The sequence below is a fragment of the Andreprevotia chitinilytica DSM 18519 genome (genome assembly GCF_000711875.1).
Lineage (GTDB): Bacteria > Pseudomonadota > Gammaproteobacteria > Burkholderiales > Chitinibacteraceae > Andreprevotia > Andreprevotia chitinilytica.
Window position 1 is genome coordinate 194,293 of record NZ_JONM01000004.1, and the last position, 19,755, is coordinate 214,047.

Below are 19,755 nucleotides of genomic sequence, written 5' to 3' on the forward strand. Positions count from 1 at the left end.
CGGCTTGCAGCCTGTCGAACAATCGGGCGATTATAGCAGCCCATTTTGTCTGCCCCGGTTCGGCAATCCCGCAGGATTGCGCCGTGCAATGACATCACCTGCAGCAGCCGTCCCAGAGGTTTCTCGCATGCCGACATTGGGCGTCGCCCTGATCACCAAGAACGCCGCAAATCATCTGGCTGAATGCCTGGCGAGCGTCGCCTTCGCTGACCACATCGTGGTACTCGATTCGGGCAGTAGCGACGATACACTGGCGATTGCTGCTGCCCACGGTGCGCAGGTCGAGACGACGACGGACTGGCCCGGTTTCGGCCCACAAAAGAACCGTGCCTTGGCATCGCTCGATACCGACTGGGTACTCTCGCTGGATGCCGATGAAATCGTCAGCCCGGAACTCGCCAACGCGATCCGCGCTGCCATAACCAGCAACGCCGGCGCGGTCTTCACGCTACGCCGGCGCTCGTCGTTTTGTGGTCAATGGATTCGGCATTGCGGTTGGTATCCCGACGATGTACCGCGCCTGTTCAAGCGAGGTACGGCACGTTACAGCGATGATCTGGTGCACGAACGGCTGGTGTTTGACGGCGCAGCACCCGTGCTGGCCGGCGAACTGCTGCATTACTCCTATGACGACTTTGAAACCGTGCTCGGCAAGGTGAATCAATACTCATCCGCCGGTGCCGCGCAGCGGCATGGCAAGGGCCAGTCGAGCGGCGTCGCCAAGGCGGCATTGCGCGGCCTGTGGGCTTTTTTTCGTACCTATGTCATCAAGCGCGGTTTTCTCGATGGCGGGGCCGGCTTTGCCATCTCGGTGATGAATGCGGAGACGACGTATTACCGCTTTCTCAAGTTGGGTTTGTTGCATCGCCAGCGGCATATCGACTGACTCTATCCCCAAGACGCAAGACGTAAAAACGCCCCGACTCAGCGGGGCGTTTCTTCATGCAGCGATGCCGTACGGCGTAGCGAACTCAGCCCAGCTTGGCCAGTGCGCGGCGTTGCGCCACGGCGTTGGCCAGATTCTTGAGCGACTTCACCGTGTCGTCCCAGCCAATGCACGCATCGGTGATCGACTGGCCGTAGCAAACCGGCTCGTCCTGACGACCTTCGACCAGATGCGATTCGATCATCACGCCGAAAATCGCATCGTTGCCGGATTCGATCTGGGCGCAGGTGTCGGAGCAGACTTCCATCTGGCGACGATAATCTTTGCGGCTGTTGGCGTGGGAGAAGTCGATCATCAGCTTGTGGGGCAAGCCAGCAGCAGCCAGATCGGCCGTCGCGGCACGCACGTGGTTGGCGTCGTAATTCGGCTCTTTGCCACCGCGCAGGATGATGTGGCAATCCGGATTGCCAGCGGTCGAGACGATGGCCGAATGGCCGCTCTTGGTGACCGACAGGAAATGATGCGGCTGGCTGGCGGCACGGATCGCGTCGATGGCGATCTTGAGGTTGCCATCGGTGCCATTCTTGAAGCCAACCGGCGCGGACAAGCCAGAAGCCAGCTCGCGGTGCACTTGCGATTCGGTGGTACGCGCGCCGATGGCACCCCAGCTCATCAGATCCGCCATGTATTGCGGCGTGATCATGTCGAGGAATTCACCGGCAGTCGGCAAGCCCATGTCATTCAGATCAAGCAGCAACTTGCGCGCAATGCGCAGGCCATCGTTGATGTTGAAGCTGCCGTTCAGGTACGGATCGTTGATCAGGCCCTTCCAGCCAACGGTGGTGCGCGGCTTTTCGAAGTAGACGCGCATCACGATTTCAAGCTGGCCGTGCAGTTCTTCGCGCAGGGCCTTGAGCTTGTGGCCGTATTCGAGCGCGGCCTTGGTGTCGTGGATCGAACAGGGGCCGACGATGACCAGCAAGCGGTCATCTTCGCCTTGCAGCATGCGATGGATCGCTTGCCGGGTCTCGAAGGCGACTGCCGATGCGGTTTCGGTGACCGGATATTTTTCCAGCACCGCGATCGGGGGCAGCAGTTCTTTGATTTCGCGGATACGTACGTCGTCTGTCTGGTATTGCATGTTGATCGTCCCTGCGCTGCGCCGCGATGTTGCGTCGCACGATGAATTTTGTGGCGGAGGGCTAGATTAGCGTCTAAAACGCGCACGCGCAAACCGCACGGTCAACCAAGCACCGCGCGGACAAGGCGAAAAGGGCGGAAATACGGGAGCCGACGAGCGTCGGCCCGGGATGCGACTTAGTACCCGATGGGTAACTTAGTCGGCGTATTGCTTCTTGAGCCGCTCGCGCCGTTCTTGCGCTTCGATCGACAAAGATGCGGTCGGACGAGCCAGAAGACGCGCCAGGCCGATCGGCTCGCCAGTGTCTTCGCAGTAGCCGTAATCGCCACCATCGAGCTTGCGCAGCGTGGAGTCGATCTTCAGCAGCAGCTTGCGCTCGCGGTCGCGGGTACGCAGCTCAAGCGCGTATTCCTCTTCCAGCGTGGCGCGATCCGCCGGATCGGGCGTTGCTTCCTGCTCTTGCAGATGACTGGTGGTCTGATTGGCATTTGCCAACAGCTCGGCCTTCATCTCCACCAGCTTCTCGCGGAAGAACGCAAGGTGATCGGGGTTCATGTAGTCGTCATCCGACCCATTCCAGGCGAGGATGTCTTTTTCAGTCAGTTTGGCCATGATGCTACTCCCGATGTGAAACGCGGGCGGACAAGCTTATATATGCTTCTTACATATGCTTGATCCGCCAAATGGGCACGCAGCTTAATCAAGTCGCCCGCTCAACGCAATAAGGGCCCCACTGACTTAACCCCAGTGAAACAATTACTTCTGCGAGAGCACCCAACGCACAATCGTGCGCAAATCCTCATCTCCGATCTGTTGCGGCGGCATTGCCACCGGCCCGCCCCACTTGCCTTTGGTACCGGCGCGCACTTCGTTCATCAGCATCTGCTCGACACCTTGCTGGCCGCGATAGCGCGCCGCGACGTCCTTGTAGGCCGGCCCGACGATCTTGTGATCGGCCGAATGGCAGGCCAGACAATTGTACTTTGCAGCGACCTTGGCACCGTCCTCGGCGGCAAACGCTGGCAGTGCACAGCCGGCAAATACGGCCACGGCAAGCAGACTTGAACGCATTGCGACAAATTCCTTACAAGTTGGGTTAACGATCATCTTAGCACCGCCGTGGACAAAGGAAACGTCTCGCAAGTACAGCCCGGCAGCGACCAGGAAACGCTGTGCTAAACTCGGCCGATCTACAATTTTACCAATCGCGGGTTGGCTCGTCGCATGGATCGCTCGCAACGCTTCATGACTGCAGCGCTAGTGGTTTCGGCCCTGGTGCATGCGGTGCCGATATTCGGCATCAAATTCGTCATGCCGGACCCGAAAACGCTGTTTTCCAATCAGCCGCTCGACGTCGTCCTCGTCAATCAGAAGACCATCACCGCGCCCGCCAAGGCCGAGGCGCTGGCACAAGCGCAGCTCGATGGCGGTGGCAATACCGATGCCGCCAACAAGCGTGTAAAAAGCCCGCTGCCCTCGCAGAACAAGACCCCGTCGACCGAGCTGGAACAAGTCAAAGCGCAGCAACAGCAACTTGAAGCCACCGCCCAGACGCTGATGACCCGGGTCAAGGCGGAAGTCGCGCTGGCGCAGGATCAGGCCAACAAGGCGCAGGAAAAAGCCAAGGAAGGCCTCGACCCGGAAGCGCTCAAGCAGCAGGCGCGCGAGATCGCCGCGCAGGCCGCCCAGATCAGCAAGCAAAACGACATCTACCAGAGCCGGCCGAAAAAGACCTTCATCGGCGCTCGCACCAAGGAATACCGCTTTGCCCAGTATGTCGAGGACTGGCGCGGCAAGGTCGAGCGCTACGGCATGATGCTGATGCCCAAGGATGGTCACGGCCAGAAACTGCATGGCTCGCTGATGATGACGGTGGAAATCGATGCCAACGGCAATGTGGTCGCGGCCGAGATCACCAAATCATCCGGCAATCCGGATCTGGATGCCGGCGCGATGCGTATCGCCAAGATGGCCGCGCCATACGGCCGCTTCCCCGATGACATCCGCAAGGATACCGACGTGCTATCGATCAGCCGTACCTGGTACTTCGGCAAGGCCGGCATGTTCGATCAGGACTAAGGTCAGCGAACCGTGCGTATCCTCGGCATCGACCCCGGCTCGCGGGTCTGTGGCTTTGGCGTGATCGACATCGCAGGGCAGAACCGCAGCTATGTGGCCTCCGGCTGCATCAAGACCGGTGGCGGCACCTTGCCGGAACGCGTGAAAATCCTGCTCGCGGGGATTCGTGAAGTATCCGAAACCTACCGGCCAGATGTTGCCGCCGTCGAGATCGTCTTCGTCAACGTCAATCCCTCTTCCACGCTGATGCTCGGCCAAGCACGTGGGGCAGTCATCGCCGCCCTGGTTCTGGCTGAATTACCCATCGCCGAATACACCGCGCTGCAAGTCAAACAAGCCGTTGTCGGCAACGGCCACGCCGACAAGGATCAGGTCAGCCACATGGTGCAGCGTCTGCTGCGTCTGACTGGCAAGCCGCAAGCGGATGCCGCTGATGCGCTCGCCGTGGCGCTCACGCATGCCCAACACGGCACCGGCGTAGCGGGCAAGCTGCAACAGATGGGGCTGAACATCAAGCGTGGGCGGCTGGCTTAAGCGCGCAATAGTGCCGGGAACCGACTCGGCGAGATGCGGCTCGGAACTACCTCGTGCCAACCGAGGAGTCACCCACATGGATTGCCCCGTCTGCAAAACCACTCAACTCGTGATGAGCGAGCGCCAAGGCGTTGAAATCGATTATTGCCCGCAGTGCCGGGGCGTGTGGCTGGATCGCGGCGAACTCGACAAGATTCTGGAACGCTCGCAACAAGAAGCAGCGCAGAGCTATGCACCGGCACCACAGCCGCAAGCCGGTTATGGACATGGCCATCATGGTCAGCCGCAACCGGGTTATCGCGACGATCGCCAATACGGCCACGACCAGAAACCCTATCGCAAGAAGAGCATCTGGCAGGAAATCTTCGACTGATCCCCAACCCGCAATCGCAACTCGAATGACGGGCGCGGCATGACCACCTCCGCCGCGCCCCGTATACTCCCCCGCAGATTTCCCCTCTGATTCCACTTTCAGGCTCGCCATCATGATCGGACGCCTCACCGGCACGCTGCTGGAAAAACACCCCCCTCACATTGTCGTTGACGCTCAGGGCGTTGGTTACGAACTCGATGTCCCGATGAGCACGCTGTACGCGCTGCCTGCCGTCGGCGCGAAAGCCGAGCTGTTCACGCATCTTGTGGTGCGTGAAGACGCCCAACTCTTGTACGGCTTCGCAACGCGGGCCGAGCGCGATCTGTTTCGCGAGCTGATCAAGATCACCGGCATTGGCGCCAAGATTGCGCTGGCCATCCTCTCCGGCCTCTCCACCGACGAACTCGCACTGGCGATTGCCGGCGACGACATCGTGCGGCTTTCCAAGGTGCCGGGCATCGGCAAGAAAACCGCCGAACGGTTGGTACTGGAACTGAAAGGCAAGCTCGGCAGCCTGCCGACCAGTTCGGCGGTCACCGCCAAGCTCAGCGGGCCGCTGTTCGCCACCGGCGGCAATACCGACATCCTGCACGCGCTGTTGGCCCTCGGTTACAACGACCGCGAAGCTACCGCTGCGATGAAGACTTTGCCGGAGAGCGTGACCGTCAACGACGGCATCAAGCTCGCGCTCAAGGCACTAGCCAAGGTCTGATCCATGCGGCGCAAGACCTACTGGCTCGCCGCTGGCGGGCTGTTGGTATTTCTGTTGGTCTGGTTGTCGTTGGGCGATCACGTTCAGACTCGCTTTGATGCCAGTCTTTCTGCCTGGCTGTACGATCGGCCGCTGCTGGTGCAGGCCTCGCAACTATTGGGCTGGGCGGGCAATGTCTATGGCTCGCTCACCATTGCGCTCGGGATCGGCTGGCTCGCCCGCAAGCAGGGACGCATAGCATGGCCGGGACTGCCGGGGCTGGTATTCGCCAGTTGGTGCGTCAACGGTGCGCTCAAGAGGCTGGTGAACCGGCCACGGCCCGATCTGGAGCACCTGATGGCGGTGCATGGCCCATCCTTCCCGAGCGGGCACGCCATGGCGGCGATGACCTTGTATGGCGCATTGGGTTATCTGGCTTGCCGCCATTGGCCGTCCCGACGCGGCCTTGTGTTCCCGCTCACGCTACTGGCGATCCTGGCTGGCGGGATGGCACGGCTGGTGCTCGGGGTGCATTACGGATCGGATGTGCTGGCAGGGTACGCGGTCGGTTGCGTGCTACTGGCAGTGTATTTGCAGACAGCCACGTATTCGGCGTAGCCCGTTGGCGAATACCGCAGGACGATCGCTACCGACTGTACGTTCGTTCTACTGGTCGATCCGTTATCACGTTATCATCGCGGTTGAATTCACCCGAGCCAGCCATGATCGAAACCGACTCCCTCTCCGCCGCGCCGCCAGAGCGCCTGATTACCGCCAAGCAGATCTCGCAGCAGGAAGAACAGCTGGAGCGTGCGCTACGGCCCAAGGTGCTGGATGAGTACGTCGGTCAGGAAAAGGCCCGCGGGCAGCTGGAAATCTTCATCGAAGCCGCCAAGCGGCGCGGCGAGGCGCTCGATCACGTGTTGCTGTTCGGCCCGCCGGGGCTGGGCAAGACCACGCTGGCACACATCATTGCCCGCGAACTCGGCGTGAACCTGCGCCAGACCAGCGGCCCGGTACTGGAACGCGCCGGCGATCTGGCCGCCATCCTCACCAATCTTGAACCACATGACGTGCTGTTCATCGATGAAATCCATCGCCTCTCGCCGGTGGTTGAAGAAATCCTCTACCCGGCGCTGGAGGACTACCAGCTCGACATCATGATCGGCGAAGGGCCGGCAGCACGCTCGGTCAAACTCGATCTGCCGCCGTTCACACTGGTGGGTGCAACCACTCGCGCCGGCATGCTCACCAATCCGCTGCGGGATCGTTTCGGCATCGTGGCGCGGCTGGAGTTCTACACCCCGGCCGAGCTCACCAAGATCGTCACCCGCTCGGCAGCGTTGATGGAGGTGAACATCGTCGCCGAAGGTGCGTTCGAAGTCGCCCGTCGGTCACGTGGCACGCCCCGGATCGCCAACCGGCTGCTGCGCCGTGTACGCGACTATGCTGAGGTTAAACACGATGGCACCGTCACCGCCGACATCGCCGATGCTGCCTTGCTGATGCTCGATGTCGACCATGCCGGGCTGGACGTGATGGACCGCAAGCTGCTGAGCGCAGTGATCGAGAAATTCGGTGGCGGACCGGTCGGGCTGGACAACGTCGCCGCCGCGATCGGCGAAGCCAGCGACACCATCGAAGACGTGCTCGAACCGTATCTGATCCAGCAGGGCCTGCTGCAGCGTACGCCACGCGGGCGGATTGCAACCGCCTCGGCCTACGCGCATTTCGGGCTGGAACCGCGCGAGTAAATACCACTTCAGCCTCCCACCAACCCAACCCAGCAACCGACGAAAATTGGGTGGCCGCCTCCCAAGCGCTCGCCACCGCGATAGCCCCAGCATCACGCTATCTGCTTCGCCATTGCCCTGTGCTATCGTGCATCAACACAACGAGGGCAGCGCCAATGAAAGCGGGAATTCCTCGACGAAATCAGGGTCGGTTTGCAATCGCATTCTGGCTGGCACTATTGGCATGGCCGCTCGCGGCAGCCGGCGCGGAATGCAAGCGGGTGGTGGTCTCGGCCGACCCGAACTACAAACCGTTCCACTGGTACAACGGGCAAGCGCTGACCGGGGCCAGTGTCGAGCTGGTCAAGCGCGTTCTGGATGACCTGCACCGCCCCTACGAGATTCGCTATGCCGGCGCTTGGCCACGCGTGCTGAAGCAGGCCGAGACCGGCGAGATCGACATCGTCACCAGCTTGAAAGACACCCCCGAGCGGCGTGAATACCTGGTCTTTACCAGCGAGCCGGCCTTCCCCAACCCGATGGCGGTATTCGTGCGGCGCGACCGGGCGTTTGCCTTCAACCGTTGGGATGATCTGATCGGCAAGCGCGGCGGGGTGAATTCCGGGAATCGTTATGGCGAGGGTTTCGATGAATTCCTGCGCGACAAGCTGACGGTCGAGCCCGTCACCGAGCCGGCCCAGAACTTCAAGAAACTGGGTGCCGGCTATATCGACTACTATGTCGTCGGCCTGTATTCCGGCCGCGCCTATCTCGCCGATAACAAGCTCGACGACCAATTCATGGCCTTGCCCAAACCGGTCAATAACGGTGTGACCTATGTCGGCTTTGCCAAGAAGAGCCCTTGTCTGTCCCTGTTGCCGAAGTTCAACCAACGGCTGGGGGAGCTGAACAAGCAGGGCGTGCCGACGAAGTTGCTGGAGCAGTACCTCGGCGAGCTACGCGCGCCGGCCAAAGAGCCGGCAACGCACTAGCCGCCGAACTCAGTTCAGCTTCATCCCGGCGATCAAGGTAGTGATGTTGTAGCGATACATCGACAGATAAGTCGCTGCCGGGCCATCGGCCTTGGAGAGTGCATCCGAATACAAGCGGCCGCCGATGCTGATCTTGGCTTCGCGCGTCAGTTGTTCCAGCAGCTTCGGATTGCTGATGTTTTCCACGAACACCGCCTGGATATGCTCGTGCTTGATCTGCCGCACGAGGTTGGCAACATCCTTGGCAGAGGCCTCGGCATCAGTATTCATGCCTTGCGGCGCGAGGAATTCGATACCGAACCGGTTGGCGCAATAACCGAACGCATCATGCGAGGTGATCACCTTGCGCTTGGATGGCGGCACTTGCGTGAGCTGCTGCTGCACCCAGCCCTCCAGTTCAACCAGTTGCTTGGTGTAGTCGGCAGCGCGTTGTTGGTAATAGGCAGCGTTGGCTGCATCGGCCTTGGCCAGCGCGGTGGCGATGTTCTTCACATAGGTCTGCACGCGCTGCGGGTCTTGCCAGGCATGCGGATCGAAGTTGCCGTGATCGCGCTCATGCGCATCACCGCCTTCTTCGCCCTTGATCGGCTTGATACCGGTTGACGCAACCACTTGCGTGCCCTTGAAGCCGGACGACTTGATCAAACGCGGCAACCAGCCTTCCAGCCCCAGCCCGTTCAGAAACACGATTTTCGACTTCACCACCGACTGCGCGTCTTTCGGTGCCGGCTGGAACACGTGTGCATCCCCATCCGGGCCGACCAGTGTGGTGACTTCAACCTTGTCGCCCCCCACTTGCTGCACCAGATCGCCCAGCACCGAGAAGCTCGCCACGACGGGCAACTTGTCGGCCAGCGCCGAAGGGGCAATCAACAGCGCAAACAGAGCGGCATAAAGCTTACGCATGACAATCTCCTTTAACGAACAAGATGATTCAAAGAGACGCGAGCAAAACCCTGCTGGCTAGGCGTGCGAAGCGCAGACAGTACTATTCGTACGGCAAGCGAGCACAACAACGCGCAGGGTTTTGCTCGCGTCTCTAGGCTTCGAGATGTTTGAGTTTGAGCACCCGCCACACCAAACCACCCTGGCGGCCGAAGGCGAGCGACAGCAGGTAGCCAAGCCCGGCGACGAGAATGATGCTCGGGCCGGACGGCAGGTTGGCGTGGTAGCTGGCAAGCAGGCCGAAATAGCCAGCGGCGAGTGCGAACACGATGGCAGTTGCGAACAAGCCGGCCAGACTCTGCGCCCACAGGCGTGCGCTGGTGGCGGGCAGCATCATCAAGCCCACCGCCATCAAGGTGCCCAAGGCCTGGAATCCGGCCACGAGGTTCAGCACCACCAGCACCAGAAAGACGAAGTGCCCGACCGCGCCGCCCCCGCTGGCCACACGCAAGAACTCAGGATCGAAACTCTCGACCACCAAGGGCCGATAGAAGATCGCCAGTGCCAAGAGCGTGACCGTGGCGATGCCTGCCACCAGCATCAGCGCCGGTGGATCAACCGCCAGCACGGTGCCGAACAGGATGTGCATCAGGTCGACATTGCTGCCCCATTTGGACACCAGCAGCACGCCGGATGCGAGCGAAAGCAGGTAGAAGGCGGCAAAGCTCGCGTCCTCCTTCAGCTGGGTGAGACGAGTGACGAGGCCGGACAACAGCACCACCGCCAAGCCTGCCACCAAGCCGCCAATCGAGAGGGCAGTGAGCGACAAGCCATAGGCGATGAAGGCTATCGCCGCGCCGGGCAAGATGGCGTGGCTCATCGCATCGCCCATCAGGCTCATGCGCCGCAATACCAGCAACAGGCCGATCGGCGCGCAACCCAGTGCCAAGGCAAGGCAACCGGCGAGCGCAAGGCGCATGAAGGAGAACTCGGCGAACGGGCCGATGAAAAAATCGTAGAGGGTCATGCTTGGGTAACTTCTTCGTCGCGATGGCAGACCGCAGCATCGGCGAGCCAGTATTCGGCCATCGCGTTGGCGCGGCGCAAGTTGTCGTGAGTAAGCACATCGTGGCAATCGCCCCAGGCCACGCACTCCTTGGCCAGCAGCAATGCATGACTGAAGTGATTGCGCACCTGTTCGAAGTCATGCAGCACGGCGATCACCGTGCGGCCTTCTTGTTTCCAGTGCTCAACGATGTGCAGCAGATCATGCGTGGTGCGGGCATCGATCGCGGTGAAGGGCTCGTCCAGCAAGATCAGCTGGGCGTCTTGCACCAGAATGCGGGCGAATAACACGCGCTGGAACTGACCACTGGAGAGGGCGCCGATGCTGCGTTCGGCAAAGCCACTCAGGCCGACCCGCTCCAGTGCCGCCAGTGCGCGGTCCCGATCTGCGGCCTTCACACCACCGAACCAGCCAGCCCGGCCGGATGCGCCCAGCAGCACCACGTCCAGCACACTCACCGGAAAGCCACGTTCGATATTGGCTTGCTGCGGCAGATAGGCGACGTCGTCACGCTTGATGCCGTCAAAGCGGACTCGCCCGTGGTTGGGCGAGATCAGGCCGACGATCGCCTTCAGCAGCGTGCTCTTGCCGGCACCATTCGGCCCGACGATGGCGGTGCTCGAACCACGTCGGAACGCACCGGATACGTGATGCACCACCGGATGGCGGTTGTAGGCCAGCGTGAGGTTTTCCAGTGTCAGCGCGGTCATCGCAGTGCCCACCAGACGGCCAGCCACAGAAAAACCAGCAAGGGCAGCACCAGCAGCAAACGCTGCCAGACCGGCATGGCCAGCAAGGTGATCGGGTGCGTTGAGGTGCGAGGCTTCATGCGGTCGCCTCCTGGCAGGCGCGGCACAGCCCTTTGATTTCAAGTTCGTGCTGATTCATCACGAAGCCGGTCGCGGCAACTTCGTTGCGCAGCGTTTCCATCCAGCTCGGAGATTCAAGCTCCTCCACACCGTGGCAACGTTCGCACACCAGCATCACACCCTGATGCGGCGCGTGGAAGATCGGGCAGGCCACAAAGGACTGCAGACTATCGATCCGGTGCACGAGGCCCATGCCGACCAGGAAATCGAGGGTGCGGTAGACCGTGGGTGGCGATGCGCCCGGCCGGCCCTTTTGCAGCGCGGTGAGCAGTTCGTAGGCTTTCATCGGGCCGTGGGCATCGAGCAGATGCGAGAGCACCTCGCGGCGCAGCTCGGTGAGCTTTTCGCCCCGGTCGGCGAGCCAGGATTCGGCGTGATCGAGTGGCGTCATCATGGTCATGCCCACCGTAAAGCGGGCATGTGAATTCGGTTTGGATGCTGCAATGGTATGCCATTCGCCGGAAAAATGTAATGTTATTACATATTGGCCGAATGCGAAGCACGGTGAGCGCAGCAACGTTCAGAACTTTCTTACCCTAGCCACAGTCTTTTCACGGCGGATTTGCAAGATGTCACAGCCCGGGCGATACGCGAACGGTATACTGCCGGGCTGTTGAAGAACCCAACCTAATCCCGGAGTTTGGCAGTGGCCCCTACTTCTGAAGACATGTCGATCCTGTCGCTGGTCATGAACGCCAGCCTCGTCGTGCAGCTGGTGATGGGCCTGCTGTTGGTGCTCTCCTTGCTGTCCTGGTGGCACATTTTCAGCAAGCATTTCACCCTCTCGCACGCCACCAAGAAGAGTGAAGATTTCGAGGATCGCTTCTGGGGCGGCACCGATCTGAACGGTCTCTTTGACCAGACCCGCCGTGGTCATGCCATCGCAATGGAAAAGATCTTCATCGCCGGCTTCACCGAATTCCAGAAGCTGCGCCAGCGCGGCGGCATGGAACTCTCCAACATCATGGACGGCACCCGCCGCGCCATGCGCGCCTCGATGCAGCGCGAACTCGATTACCTCGACAAACACACTTCCTTCCTGGCCTCGGTCGGCTCGGTCAGCCCGTATATCGGCCTGTTCGGCACCGTGTGGGGCATCATGCACGCCTTCACCGGCTTGGCGAACGTCGGGCAAGCCACGCTGGCCACCGTCGCACCGGGTATTGCGGAATCGCTGGTCGCCACGGCCATTGGCCTGTTTGCCGCCATCCCGGCCACCGTCGCCTACAACCGCTTCGCGCATGATGTCGACGCGCTGGCGAACCGCTTCGATACCTTCATCGAAGAATTCAGCAACATCCTGCAACGGCAGGCTGCTCACTAAGGGGACGAGACATGGCCCGTTCCAGCCGCCGCCCGCGCCGCTCGATGAACCAGATCAACGTCGTACCGTATATCGACGTGATGCTGGTGTTGCTCGTCATCTTCATGGTGACTACGCCGATGATGCAGCCCGGCGTGGTCAACCTGCCGTCGGTGGCCAAATCCGACCACGAAATCAACGCCGAACCGTTGCGTGTCGAGATCGGGGCCGATGGTGGCATCAAGCTCTCGGACAAGGGCAAGAGCGAATCCGCCGCCGATGCCAAGGCATTGGTCGCGCTGGTGCAAGGCAAGCTCGGCACAGGCAGCGACCGCCCGGTCGTGATCGCCGCCGACAAGGCCGTGCGCTACGAGGCAGTGATCAACGTGATGGATGCGCTCAAGCAGGCGCAGATCGCGCGTGTCGGGCTGATGGTTCAGCCCAGCGCAGGGAAATAAGGCCGCATGAGCGATCCGCGCCAAGTCGACCGCGAAGAACACCAGACGCTATCGCTGTTTCTGGCGCTGCTGATGCATGGCTTGTTGGTGCTGGGATTGGTGTTGTCGGTGCAATGGAAAACGCAGAAACCCGCGGCGATCGAAGTCGAACTCTGGGGCGGCCCGCCGCCGGCTGCCATCAAACAGGCCGAGCCGGAACCCGAACCGGTCAAACCGGTGAAGCCATTGAAACCGGTCGTCGAAAAGCCCGAACCGATCGAAAAGAAGCCGGACATTTCCACCGGCAAGGCCAAGCCGACCCCGGTCGTCACACCCAAACCCGCGACGCCACGGCCGACCGTGCCGCCGACTCCTGCGCCCAAACCAACGCCGGCACCGAAGCCGACGCCAGGCCCTAAACCAACACCGGCACCAACAAAAGTACCGCCGGCCAAGGCTCCGCCCAAGGAAGACGCCTTCAGCGCTGCATTGAACGACAACGCGAAACCAGCGCCCAACGCGAAGCCTGCCGGCAAAACCGGTGGCACCGGCACCAACGTCGCCGCCAAGGCCAATAATGTTGGCACTGGTGTGGGCGGCGGCGGAGCTGGCAGCGACAAACTACGCGGCTATGGCGACAGCGTGGCACGCTTGATCAAGAGCCGGATCGTCTACCCCGGCAGCGATAATCCACGCGTGGAATTCAAAATTACCTTGTTCCCGGACGGCACGATCCGCGACATTAAAGAGATCAGCGGCGACGGCAACGAGGCCTGGAAGAGCGCAGTACAGCGCGCCATCGATGGACTCGGCGCATTCCCGCCGCCACCGGCTGGCGTGACTTACGACCAAGTCAAAACGCTGAATTTCTCGTTCCGCCCACGCGATTGATGAGCAGGGCCCTCACGGAGGAAACCGGATGAATTTAACCACCGCATTGCAAACACTGACCAAGCTGGCACGCCACGGCGTCGTCGCTTTTGCCCTCGGCAGCGTCGCCGCGGCAGCCCATGCCGACATGACCATCGAGGTCGTCGGCACCGGCGCGGATCAATTCCCGATCGCCATCGCGCCGTTCCAGAGTGAAGTGCAACAGAAACAACCCATCACGCCCGTGGTCGGCGATGACCTCACCCGCAGCGGCCTGTTCAAGGTGATCGGCGCGGGTGATCTATCACCGGTGCCGTATGCACCGGAACAAATCAACAACGGCCCGCTGAAGTCACGTGGCGCACAGACCGTGCTGGTCGGCAGCATCACGCCGGATGGCGATGCATTCATGGTCAAGGCATCGCTGGTCGATGTAGCGAGCAAGAACGTGCTGGTCAATTTCTCCCGCCGCGCCTCCGCCAACCAGATGCGTCGCACCGCGCACCAGATCGCGGACATGATCTACACCAAGCTCACCGGTGAAGGTGGCCTGTTCAACTCACGCATCGCTTATGTGCTCAAGATGGGCAAGCGCTACGAGCTGCAAGTGGCCGATGCGGATGGTTACGGCGCGCAAACGGTGCTGGCGTCCAATCAACCGATCATGTCGCCGAAATGGTCGCCGGATGGTGGCCGACTCGCCTATGTGTCGTTCGAAGAGCAAAAGCCGATCGTCTATGCGCAAGACCTCGGCACCGGAAAACGCTGGAAAGTGGCTGCGTTCAAGGGCAGCAATTCGGCACCGGCGTGGGCCCCAAACGGCCAACAGCTGGCTGTGACGCTGACCAAGGAAGGCGGCTCGCAGCTCTTTGTCGTCGGCGTGGATGGCGGCAATGCACGGCGCCTTAGCAACACTGGTGAAATCAATACCGAAGCCTCGTTCACGCCCGATGGCGGCAGCGTGTTGTTCACGTCCGACCGTGGCGGCAGCCCGCAAATCTATCGCCAGCCGCTCTCTGGCGGCGGCGCGGAACGGATGACCTTCCAAGGCAGCTACAACGCTTCCGGCAAACTCTCGCCAGACGGCAAGACCATGACGTTGATCAGTCGTGGCGATCGTGGCTATAGCGTCGCGGTGATGGATATGGCCTCCCGGCAAATCCAGATCCTGACGGACAGCGGCTTCGACGACGCGCCGACATTCTCGCCAAACGGGCGGATGATCCTCTATGAAACAGATATCGGCGGCCGTGGCCAGTTGGCGGCTGTATCGAGTGACGGCCGCGTGAAACAGCGGCTGCGTTCAAGCAGTGGCGATGTGCGCCAACCGGCATGGGGACCACTGCTGAGATAAGCGTGTATGCCAATGGAATCCTTACTGCGTTAACACCACGCACGATTCAAATGTTCTGTACCTTTTCGATGGATTAGAGATAGCTAAGGAGTCAATGATGAAAAAACTGGTATCCGGCCTCGTAATCACTCTGCTGCTCGCCGCGTGCGCCAGCCAGCCAAAACAAGAACCGGCTCCGGTCGTGGACAAGGGCACGCCCGGCTCCAGCACGACCACAACGCCGACAACCGTCGACCTGACCAAGGGCGACACCAGCGCAGCCAAAGGTTATAGCCCGCTGACCGACCCGAACAACATCCTCTCCAGCCGCCGGATCTATTTTGATTTCGATTCCTACGTGGTGCGCTCCGAGTTCAATGAAGTAATCGAAGCGCATTCGAAATACCTGCTCGATCACAAGGATGCCAAGCTGATCATCCAGGGCAATACCGATAATCGCGGCACTGCCGAATACAATCTGGCGCTGGGCCAGAAGCGGGCCGATGCGGTGAAGAAGCAGATGAGCGCGCTCGGCGTGGGTGAAAGCCAGATCGAAACCGTGAGCTTCGGCAAGGAAAAACCGCTGGAAAATGCCGATACCGAAGAAGCCTGGGCACGCAACCGCCGGGCCGAATTGGTATACGACGGCGAGCAGACCCAGTAAAATCTTCGCCTAATCAACCCCTTAACCCGCTACTGCCACCGTGGTAGCGGGTTATTACATTGAATCGCGCCATGAAAAAACTCGCCGCCATGATGTTGTTCGCTTTCGCCGTACAGGCCCACGCCGGGCTGTTCGACGACAAGGAAGCACGCCAGCAGATCGACGACCTGCGCACGCAGGTCACACAACAAGCGCAAGAAATCCAGCAATTGCAGGCCGGCAACCGCAAGGTGCTCGATCTGGTAAACCAGATCGAACAATTGAAGCAGGACAACGCCAACCTGCGTGGCCAGCTTGAAGTGCTGCAGTTCAACCTCGACGAATCCACCAAGCGCCAGAAAGACCTCTACGTCGACATCGACACCCGCGTGCGCAAGATCGAGGAAGCACGCCAGGAACACGCCCAGGCGCAAGAAGCCGCCGCGCAGCAGAGCGAGGCGCAAGCGCTGGAAGCCGCCGTCAACTTGTCCCGCGCCAGCAAGCACAAGGATGCCGTCGCGGCGCTGCGCCAGTTCATCGGCAACTACCCGGATAGCGTCAATACCCCCGCCGCCCAATACTGGCTCGGCAGCTCGCTGACCGCGCTCAAGGACTTCAAGGGCGCCAATGCCGCCTACGGCGCGATCATCAGCAAATACCCGCAAGACCCGATCGCGCCAGATGCGCTGTTCGGCCTCGCCGTGGTCGCCAACCTGCAGAAAGACAAGAAAACGTCGAAGCAATATCTGCTGCAATTGATCGAGAAATACCCGCAGTCGGAAAAAGCCGCCACCGCCAAGAAGGCACTGGTCGCGACCGACTGAACCCGTTTTACCCGTTAGTCCGGCGCGGGCCGTATCGCCTGCGCCGTTTTCGTTTCCGCCGGACTATCTATCCGGAGTGGGGACGGTTTTCTGGTCCACCTGTTTGGTTTCTGCAGGAGCGAGCTTGCTCGCGATAGCTGGCATTTCAAGCATCGCTATCGCGAGCAAGCTCGCTCCTACATGAGTCAAAACCGCGGGGCCCAATACCACCGGATTGTGCATCCGGTCTGGAGCATTTGAAGTGAACGACACCCTCCGCATTACGGAGATTTTCTTCTCCTTGCAGGGCGAGACCAGCCGCATGGGTCGCCCGACCGTCTTTGTCCGCCTTACCGGCTGTCCGCTGCGCTGCGGCTATTGCGACAGCGCCTACGCCTTTCATGGCGGCAAGACGATGACTTTCGACGACATCCTCGCCGAAATACGCCTTCATCCCACCCGTACCGTTTGCGTCACTGGCGGTGAGCCGCTGGCGCAAAAGTACAGCCTCGCCTTCCTCAAGCGCCTCGCTGATGAAGGTTTCGACGTCAGTCTGGAAACCAGCGGTGCGCTACCGATCGAGCAGGTCGATCCGCGCATTTCCCGCATTGTCGACATCAAGACACCCGGCTCGGGCGAGCTGGACAAGATGCGCTGGGAAAATCTCGATGCCATCCGCGCCGGCGATGAAATCAAGTTCGTGCTGTGTGACCGCAGCGACTACGAATGGGCGCGAGAACTGGTGCGCGACAAGCAACTGACCGACAAAGCCCCGGTGCTGTTCTCGCCGGTGTGGGAAACCCTGCCGCCGACCGATCTGGCGCAATGGGTGCTGGAAGACGGGCTGCCGGTGCGCATGCAGGTACAGCTGCACAAGATTCTTTGGGGCGAAAAACCGGGGGTGTAATCCCTTGCTGACCAAGCTTGCTGCCCGGAGCCCCGCGTTCATCGCAGGGCATAAGTGCAATCCGCGACCGCAAGCGGATCGTGCCGTGCTTTACTTGTGCCAGACTCCCAGCTCAACGTCATCGCTCCGAAAGGATTCGCCTTGATTTCACCCAAACGACTGTTGGCGCGGATGCGCCACATGCCGCATAAAACCCAAGCCACGCTTGCGCTTTGGGTCGGTGCGGCCGGTGTCGGCCTGATCGCCGTGCTGCTGGCCAAGGCCGCGGAATGGGCCTTTGCCGGCTTCGCCCTGTTGCAGCATCGCTGGTGGTGGTGGCCCTTCATCAGCCTGCCGCTGGGCGGCATACTGATCCGTTGGGTGATGACCCGCATCGGGCAGGGCGCCGAAGGCAGCGGAATTCCGCAAACCATGGCGGCACTGCAGGTGGCGGATGACCCCGGCAAAACCAGCAAGCTGATCGGCGCGCGCATTGCCATCGCCAAATTCGTCGGCATCGTCATGGGCATCGGCTGCGGTTTCGTGCTTGGCCGCGAAGGGCCTACCGTGCAGATCGGCGCCAGCCTGATGTACGCCTGCCGCCGCTTCGCCCCCATCGCCGACCCGGCTTTTCGCCGCCAGCTGATCCTGGCCGGCGGTGCAGCGGGTATCGCTGCCGCCTTCAATACGCCACTGGCTGGCATCGTCTTTGCGTTCGAAGAACTGGCCCGGTCGGTCGAGGAACGTACCAGTGGCAAGTTGATCGGCGCGGTTATCCTGTCCGGCGTCGTCTCCCTCGCTTTTCTGGGCAATTACACCTATTTCGGCCGCATCCACGTGCCGCAATTCACTTATTCGATCCTGATTCCCCTGTTGCCGATCTCCATCGCTGCAGGGCTGATCGGCGGCTTGTTCAGCTGGCTGTGCGTCCATCAAACCCGCTGGCTGCCCAGCACCTTGCTGGACTGGCGGATCAGGCATCCCTATTTTTTCGTTGCGGCCTGCGGCCTGCTGATTGCCTTATGCGGGCTGGGCGCCCCCATTTTCGGCAGCGGGGCAGAAGCCACCAGCCATGCCGTTTCCACCGGCGAGCCATTGCCGTGGCTGTTCCTGCCGCTTAAGTTCATCGGTCTGGTCGCAACCTTCCTGACCGGCCTACCGGGCGGGATTTTCGCGCCGGCCTTGTCGCTGGGCGCCGGGCTGGGCAGCTGGTTCGTGCCGCTGTTTGGCATGGAACTGCATGTGAAGCTGGTCGCCATCGGCATGACCGCCATGCTGGCCGCCGTCACCCGCGCACCGCTCACCTCGGCCGTGATCATGATCGAGATGACGGACGGCCACGAAATGGTGATCTCCACCCTGGCCGCCGCGATGGTCGCGTCGACCGTCGCCCGTGTATTCAAGACCCGGCTCTACCACGAAATCGCCGAGCGCTCGCTGGCGCAATTCGCGTCGCCACGCCTCGAAAACAGCGCGCCCCCAGACGAGCCATCAGACAAAAAACCGGAGTACCAACAACCATGACCACCCAAACCAAACCCGCCGTGATCCTGCTCTCGGGCGGGCTCGATTCCGCCACCTGCCTTGCCATCGCCAAGAGCAAGGGCTTTGCGCCGTATTGCCTGAGCTTCGATTACGGCCAGCGCCACAATGCCGAGCTGAAAGCCGCTGCCCGTGTCGCCAAGGCGCTAGGCGCAGTGGAGCATCGCATCGCCAAGATCGATCTGGCGGCATTCGGCGGCTCCGCACTGACCGACGCCAGCATCGCCGTGCCGGAAGACGGCGTCGTGCACGAGAACGAAATCCCGGTCACTTATGTGCCGGCGCGCAACACCATCATGCTGTCGTTCGCGCTGGCCTGGGCCGAGGTGTTGAAGGCTGATGACATTTTCATCGGCGTGAATGCGGTCGATTACTCGGGCTACCCGGATTGCCGGCCCGAATACATCTCGGCCTTTCAGGCGATGGGGCGGCTGGCGACCAAGGTTGGCGTGGAGGGCGCGTCGCTCACCATCCACACCCCGCTGATCCGGCTGACCAAGGCAGAGATCGTCGAGACCGGCACCAAGCTGGGCGTCGATTACGGCCTGACCGTCACCTGCTACCAAGCCGACGACGAAGGCCGCGCCTGCGGCGTATGCGACGCCTGCCGACTACGCCGCGCCGGGTTTGAAGCGGCTGGCTTTGCCGATCCGACGCGCTATCGTTGATTGCCCCGCCTCTCACATCCC

25 protein-coding genes are annotated in these 19,755 nt (G+C 61.2%); 17 read left to right on the plus strand and 8 right to left on the minus strand.

Annotated features, from left to right (window positions below; all coding sequences use genetic code 11):
* Nucleotides 1-127 precede the first annotated feature (127 nt).
* Complete coding sequence (locus tag BR41_RS07485) at nucleotides 128-886, plus strand: glycosyltransferase family 2 protein (protein WP_035054704.1); 759 nt, start codon at nucleotides 128-130, stop codon at nucleotides 884-886.
* Between the two features lie 85 nt (nucleotides 887-971).
* On the opposite strand, the gene aroG is transcribed toward BR41_RS07485, so the two are convergent.
* The 3 genes from aroG to BR41_RS07500 form a co-directional block, all read right to left on the minus strand.
* Complete coding sequence (gene aroG, locus BR41_RS07490) at nucleotides 972-2,027, minus strand: 3-deoxy-7-phosphoheptulonate synthase AroG (RefSeq protein WP_035054706.1); 1,056 nt, start codon at nucleotides 2,025-2,027, stop codon at nucleotides 972-974.
* 195 nt (nucleotides 2,028-2,222) lie between these two features.
* Complete coding sequence (gene dksA, locus BR41_RS07495; protein WP_035054709.1) at nucleotides 2,223-2,639, minus strand: RNA polymerase-binding protein DksA; 417 nt, start codon at nucleotides 2,637-2,639, stop codon at nucleotides 2,223-2,225.
* 144 nt (nucleotides 2,640-2,783) lie between these two features.
* A complete protein-coding gene (locus tag BR41_RS07500; protein ID WP_035054711.1) occupies nucleotides 2,784-3,098 on the minus strand; it encodes a c-type cytochrome in 315 nt (104 codons plus the stop codon).
* Nucleotides 3,099-3,251: 153 nt separating this feature from the next.
* Here BR41_RS07500 and BR41_RS07505 point away from each other — a divergent pair, with 153 nt between their 5' ends.
* The 7 genes from BR41_RS07505 to BR41_RS07535 all read left to right on the plus strand — a co-directional run bounded on the left by BR41_RS07505 (nucleotide 3,252) and on the right by BR41_RS07535 (nucleotide 8,429).
* Nucleotides 3,252-4,106 carry a TonB family protein gene (locus BR41_RS07505; protein WP_051710431.1) on the plus strand — a complete coding sequence of 285 codons (855 nt, stop codon included), beginning with the start codon at nucleotides 3,252-3,254 and terminating at the stop codon, nucleotides 4,104-4,106.
* A 12-nt stretch (nucleotides 4,107-4,118) separates the two neighbouring features.
* On the plus strand, nucleotides 4,119-4,640 hold the full coding sequence (gene ruvC, locus BR41_RS07510) for a crossover junction endodeoxyribonuclease RuvC (protein WP_035054713.1): 522 nt from the start codon (nucleotides 4,119-4,121) through the stop codon (nucleotides 4,638-4,640).
* A 76-nt stretch (nucleotides 4,641-4,716) separates the two neighbouring features.
* The gene (locus BR41_RS07515; RefSeq protein WP_035054715.1) at nucleotides 4,717-5,013 is read left to right on the plus strand and encodes a TFIIB-type zinc ribbon-containing protein; all 297 of its coding nucleotides are present in this window, start codon (nucleotides 4,717-4,719) and stop codon (nucleotides 5,011-5,013) included.
* Between the two features lie 112 nt (nucleotides 5,014-5,125).
* A complete protein-coding gene (ruvA, locus tag BR41_RS07520) occupies nucleotides 5,126-5,725 on the plus strand; it encodes a Holliday junction branch migration protein RuvA (RefSeq protein WP_035054717.1) in 600 nt (199 codons plus the stop codon).
* A 3-nt stretch (nucleotides 5,726-5,728) separates the two neighbouring features.
* Complete coding sequence (locus BR41_RS22765; RefSeq protein ID WP_051710433.1) at nucleotides 5,729-6,322, plus strand: phosphatase PAP2 family protein; 594 nt, start codon at nucleotides 5,729-5,731, stop codon at nucleotides 6,320-6,322.
* Between the two features lie 104 nt (nucleotides 6,323-6,426).
* Nucleotides 6,427-7,458 (plus strand): Holliday junction branch migration DNA helicase RuvB, encoded by a 1,032-nt coding sequence (gene ruvB / locus BR41_RS07530; RefSeq protein ID WP_035054719.1) that lies wholly within the window; start codon nucleotides 6,427-6,429, stop codon nucleotides 7,456-7,458.
* 218 nt (nucleotides 7,459-7,676) lie between these two features.
* Nucleotides 7,677-8,429, plus strand: coding sequence for a substrate-binding periplasmic protein (locus BR41_RS07535; protein WP_051710436.1), 753 nt, complete (start codon nucleotides 7,677-7,679; stop codon nucleotides 8,427-8,429).
* A gap of 9 nt (nucleotides 8,430-8,438) precedes the next feature.
* Here the strand turns inward: BR41_RS07535 and BR41_RS07540 are convergent, their stop codons facing one another.
* From BR41_RS07540 to BR41_RS07555, 5 genes are all read right to left on the minus strand, one after another.
* On the minus strand, nucleotides 8,439-9,335 hold the full coding sequence (locus tag BR41_RS07540) for a metal ABC transporter substrate-binding protein (RefSeq protein WP_035054721.1): 897 nt from the start codon (nucleotides 9,333-9,335) through the stop codon (nucleotides 8,439-8,441).
* A gap of 133 nt (nucleotides 9,336-9,468) precedes the next feature.
* Nucleotides 9,469-10,341: a metal ABC transporter permease gene (locus BR41_RS07545; protein WP_035054723.1), complete on the minus strand. Its 873-nt coding sequence runs from the start codon at nucleotides 10,339-10,341 to the stop codon at nucleotides 9,469-9,471.
* A complete protein-coding gene (locus BR41_RS07550; RefSeq protein ID WP_035054725.1) occupies nucleotides 10,338-11,090 on the minus strand; it encodes a metal ABC transporter ATP-binding protein in 753 nt (250 codons plus the stop codon). The genes BR41_RS07545 and BR41_RS07550 overlap by 4 nt, the downstream gene beginning before the upstream one ends.
* Entirely contained in the window at nucleotides 11,087-11,209 is a 123-nt protein-coding gene (locus BR41_RS25400) for a hypothetical protein (RefSeq protein WP_281174000.1), read from the minus strand. The genes BR41_RS07550 and BR41_RS25400 overlap by 4 nt, the downstream gene beginning before the upstream one ends.
* Nucleotides 11,206-11,643: a Fur family transcriptional regulator gene (locus BR41_RS07555; RefSeq protein ID WP_169741265.1), complete on the minus strand. Its 438-nt coding sequence runs from the start codon at nucleotides 11,641-11,643 to the stop codon at nucleotides 11,206-11,208. The genes BR41_RS25400 and BR41_RS07555 overlap by 4 nt, the downstream gene beginning before the upstream one ends.
* Before the next feature lie 252 nt (nucleotides 11,644-11,895).
* On the opposite strand from BR41_RS07555, the gene tolQ reads away from it, so the two are divergent.
* The 9 genes from tolQ (at nucleotide 11,896) to queC (ending at nucleotide 19,734) form a co-directional block, all read left to right on the plus strand.
* Nucleotides 11,896-12,573, plus strand: coding sequence for a protein TolQ (gene tolQ, locus BR41_RS07560; protein ID WP_444541686.1), 678 nt, complete (start codon nucleotides 11,896-11,898; stop codon nucleotides 12,571-12,573).
* An 11-nt stretch (nucleotides 12,574-12,584) separates the two neighbouring features.
* Nucleotides 12,585-13,010 (plus strand): protein TolR, encoded by a 426-nt coding sequence (gene tolR / locus BR41_RS07565; protein ID WP_035054729.1) that lies wholly within the window; start codon nucleotides 12,585-12,587, stop codon nucleotides 13,008-13,010.
* Between the two features lie 6 nt (nucleotides 13,011-13,016).
* On the plus strand, nucleotides 13,017-13,880 hold the full coding sequence (locus BR41_RS22770) for an energy transducer TonB (protein WP_051710440.1): 864 nt from the start codon (nucleotides 13,017-13,019) through the stop codon (nucleotides 13,878-13,880).
* Nucleotides 13,881-13,908: 28 nt separating this feature from the next.
* A complete protein-coding gene (gene tolB / locus BR41_RS07575) occupies nucleotides 13,909-15,213 on the plus strand; it encodes a Tol-Pal system beta propeller repeat protein TolB (protein WP_035054731.1) in 1,305 nt (434 codons plus the stop codon).
* A 97-nt stretch (nucleotides 15,214-15,310) separates the two neighbouring features.
* Nucleotides 15,311-15,856, plus strand: a complete 546-nt coding sequence (gene pal / locus BR41_RS07580; protein ID WP_051710442.1) for a peptidoglycan-associated lipoprotein Pal — start codon at nucleotides 15,311-15,313, stop codon at nucleotides 15,854-15,856.
* 71 nt (nucleotides 15,857-15,927) lie between these two features.
* Entirely contained in the window at nucleotides 15,928-16,659 is a 732-nt protein-coding gene (gene ybgF, locus BR41_RS07585) for a tol-pal system protein YbgF (RefSeq protein ID WP_035054735.1), read from the plus strand.
* Nucleotides 16,660-16,900: 241 nt separating this feature from the next.
* Nucleotides 16,901-17,545: a 7-carboxy-7-deazaguanine synthase QueE gene (gene queE / locus BR41_RS07590; protein ID WP_035054737.1), complete on the plus strand. Its 645-nt coding sequence runs from the start codon at nucleotides 16,901-16,903 to the stop codon at nucleotides 17,543-17,545.
* 180 nt (nucleotides 17,546-17,725) lie between these two features.
* A complete protein-coding gene (locus BR41_RS07595; protein ID WP_169741266.1) occupies nucleotides 17,726-19,048 on the plus strand; it encodes a chloride channel protein in 1,323 nt (440 codons plus the stop codon).
* Nucleotides 19,045-19,734 carry a 7-cyano-7-deazaguanine synthase QueC gene (gene queC, locus BR41_RS07600; RefSeq protein ID WP_035054739.1) on the plus strand — a complete coding sequence of 230 codons (690 nt, stop codon included), beginning with the start codon at nucleotides 19,045-19,047 and terminating at the stop codon, nucleotides 19,732-19,734. Before BR41_RS07595 ends, queC begins: the two co-directional genes overlap by 4 nt.
* Nucleotides 19,735-19,755: the final 21 nt, after the last annotated feature.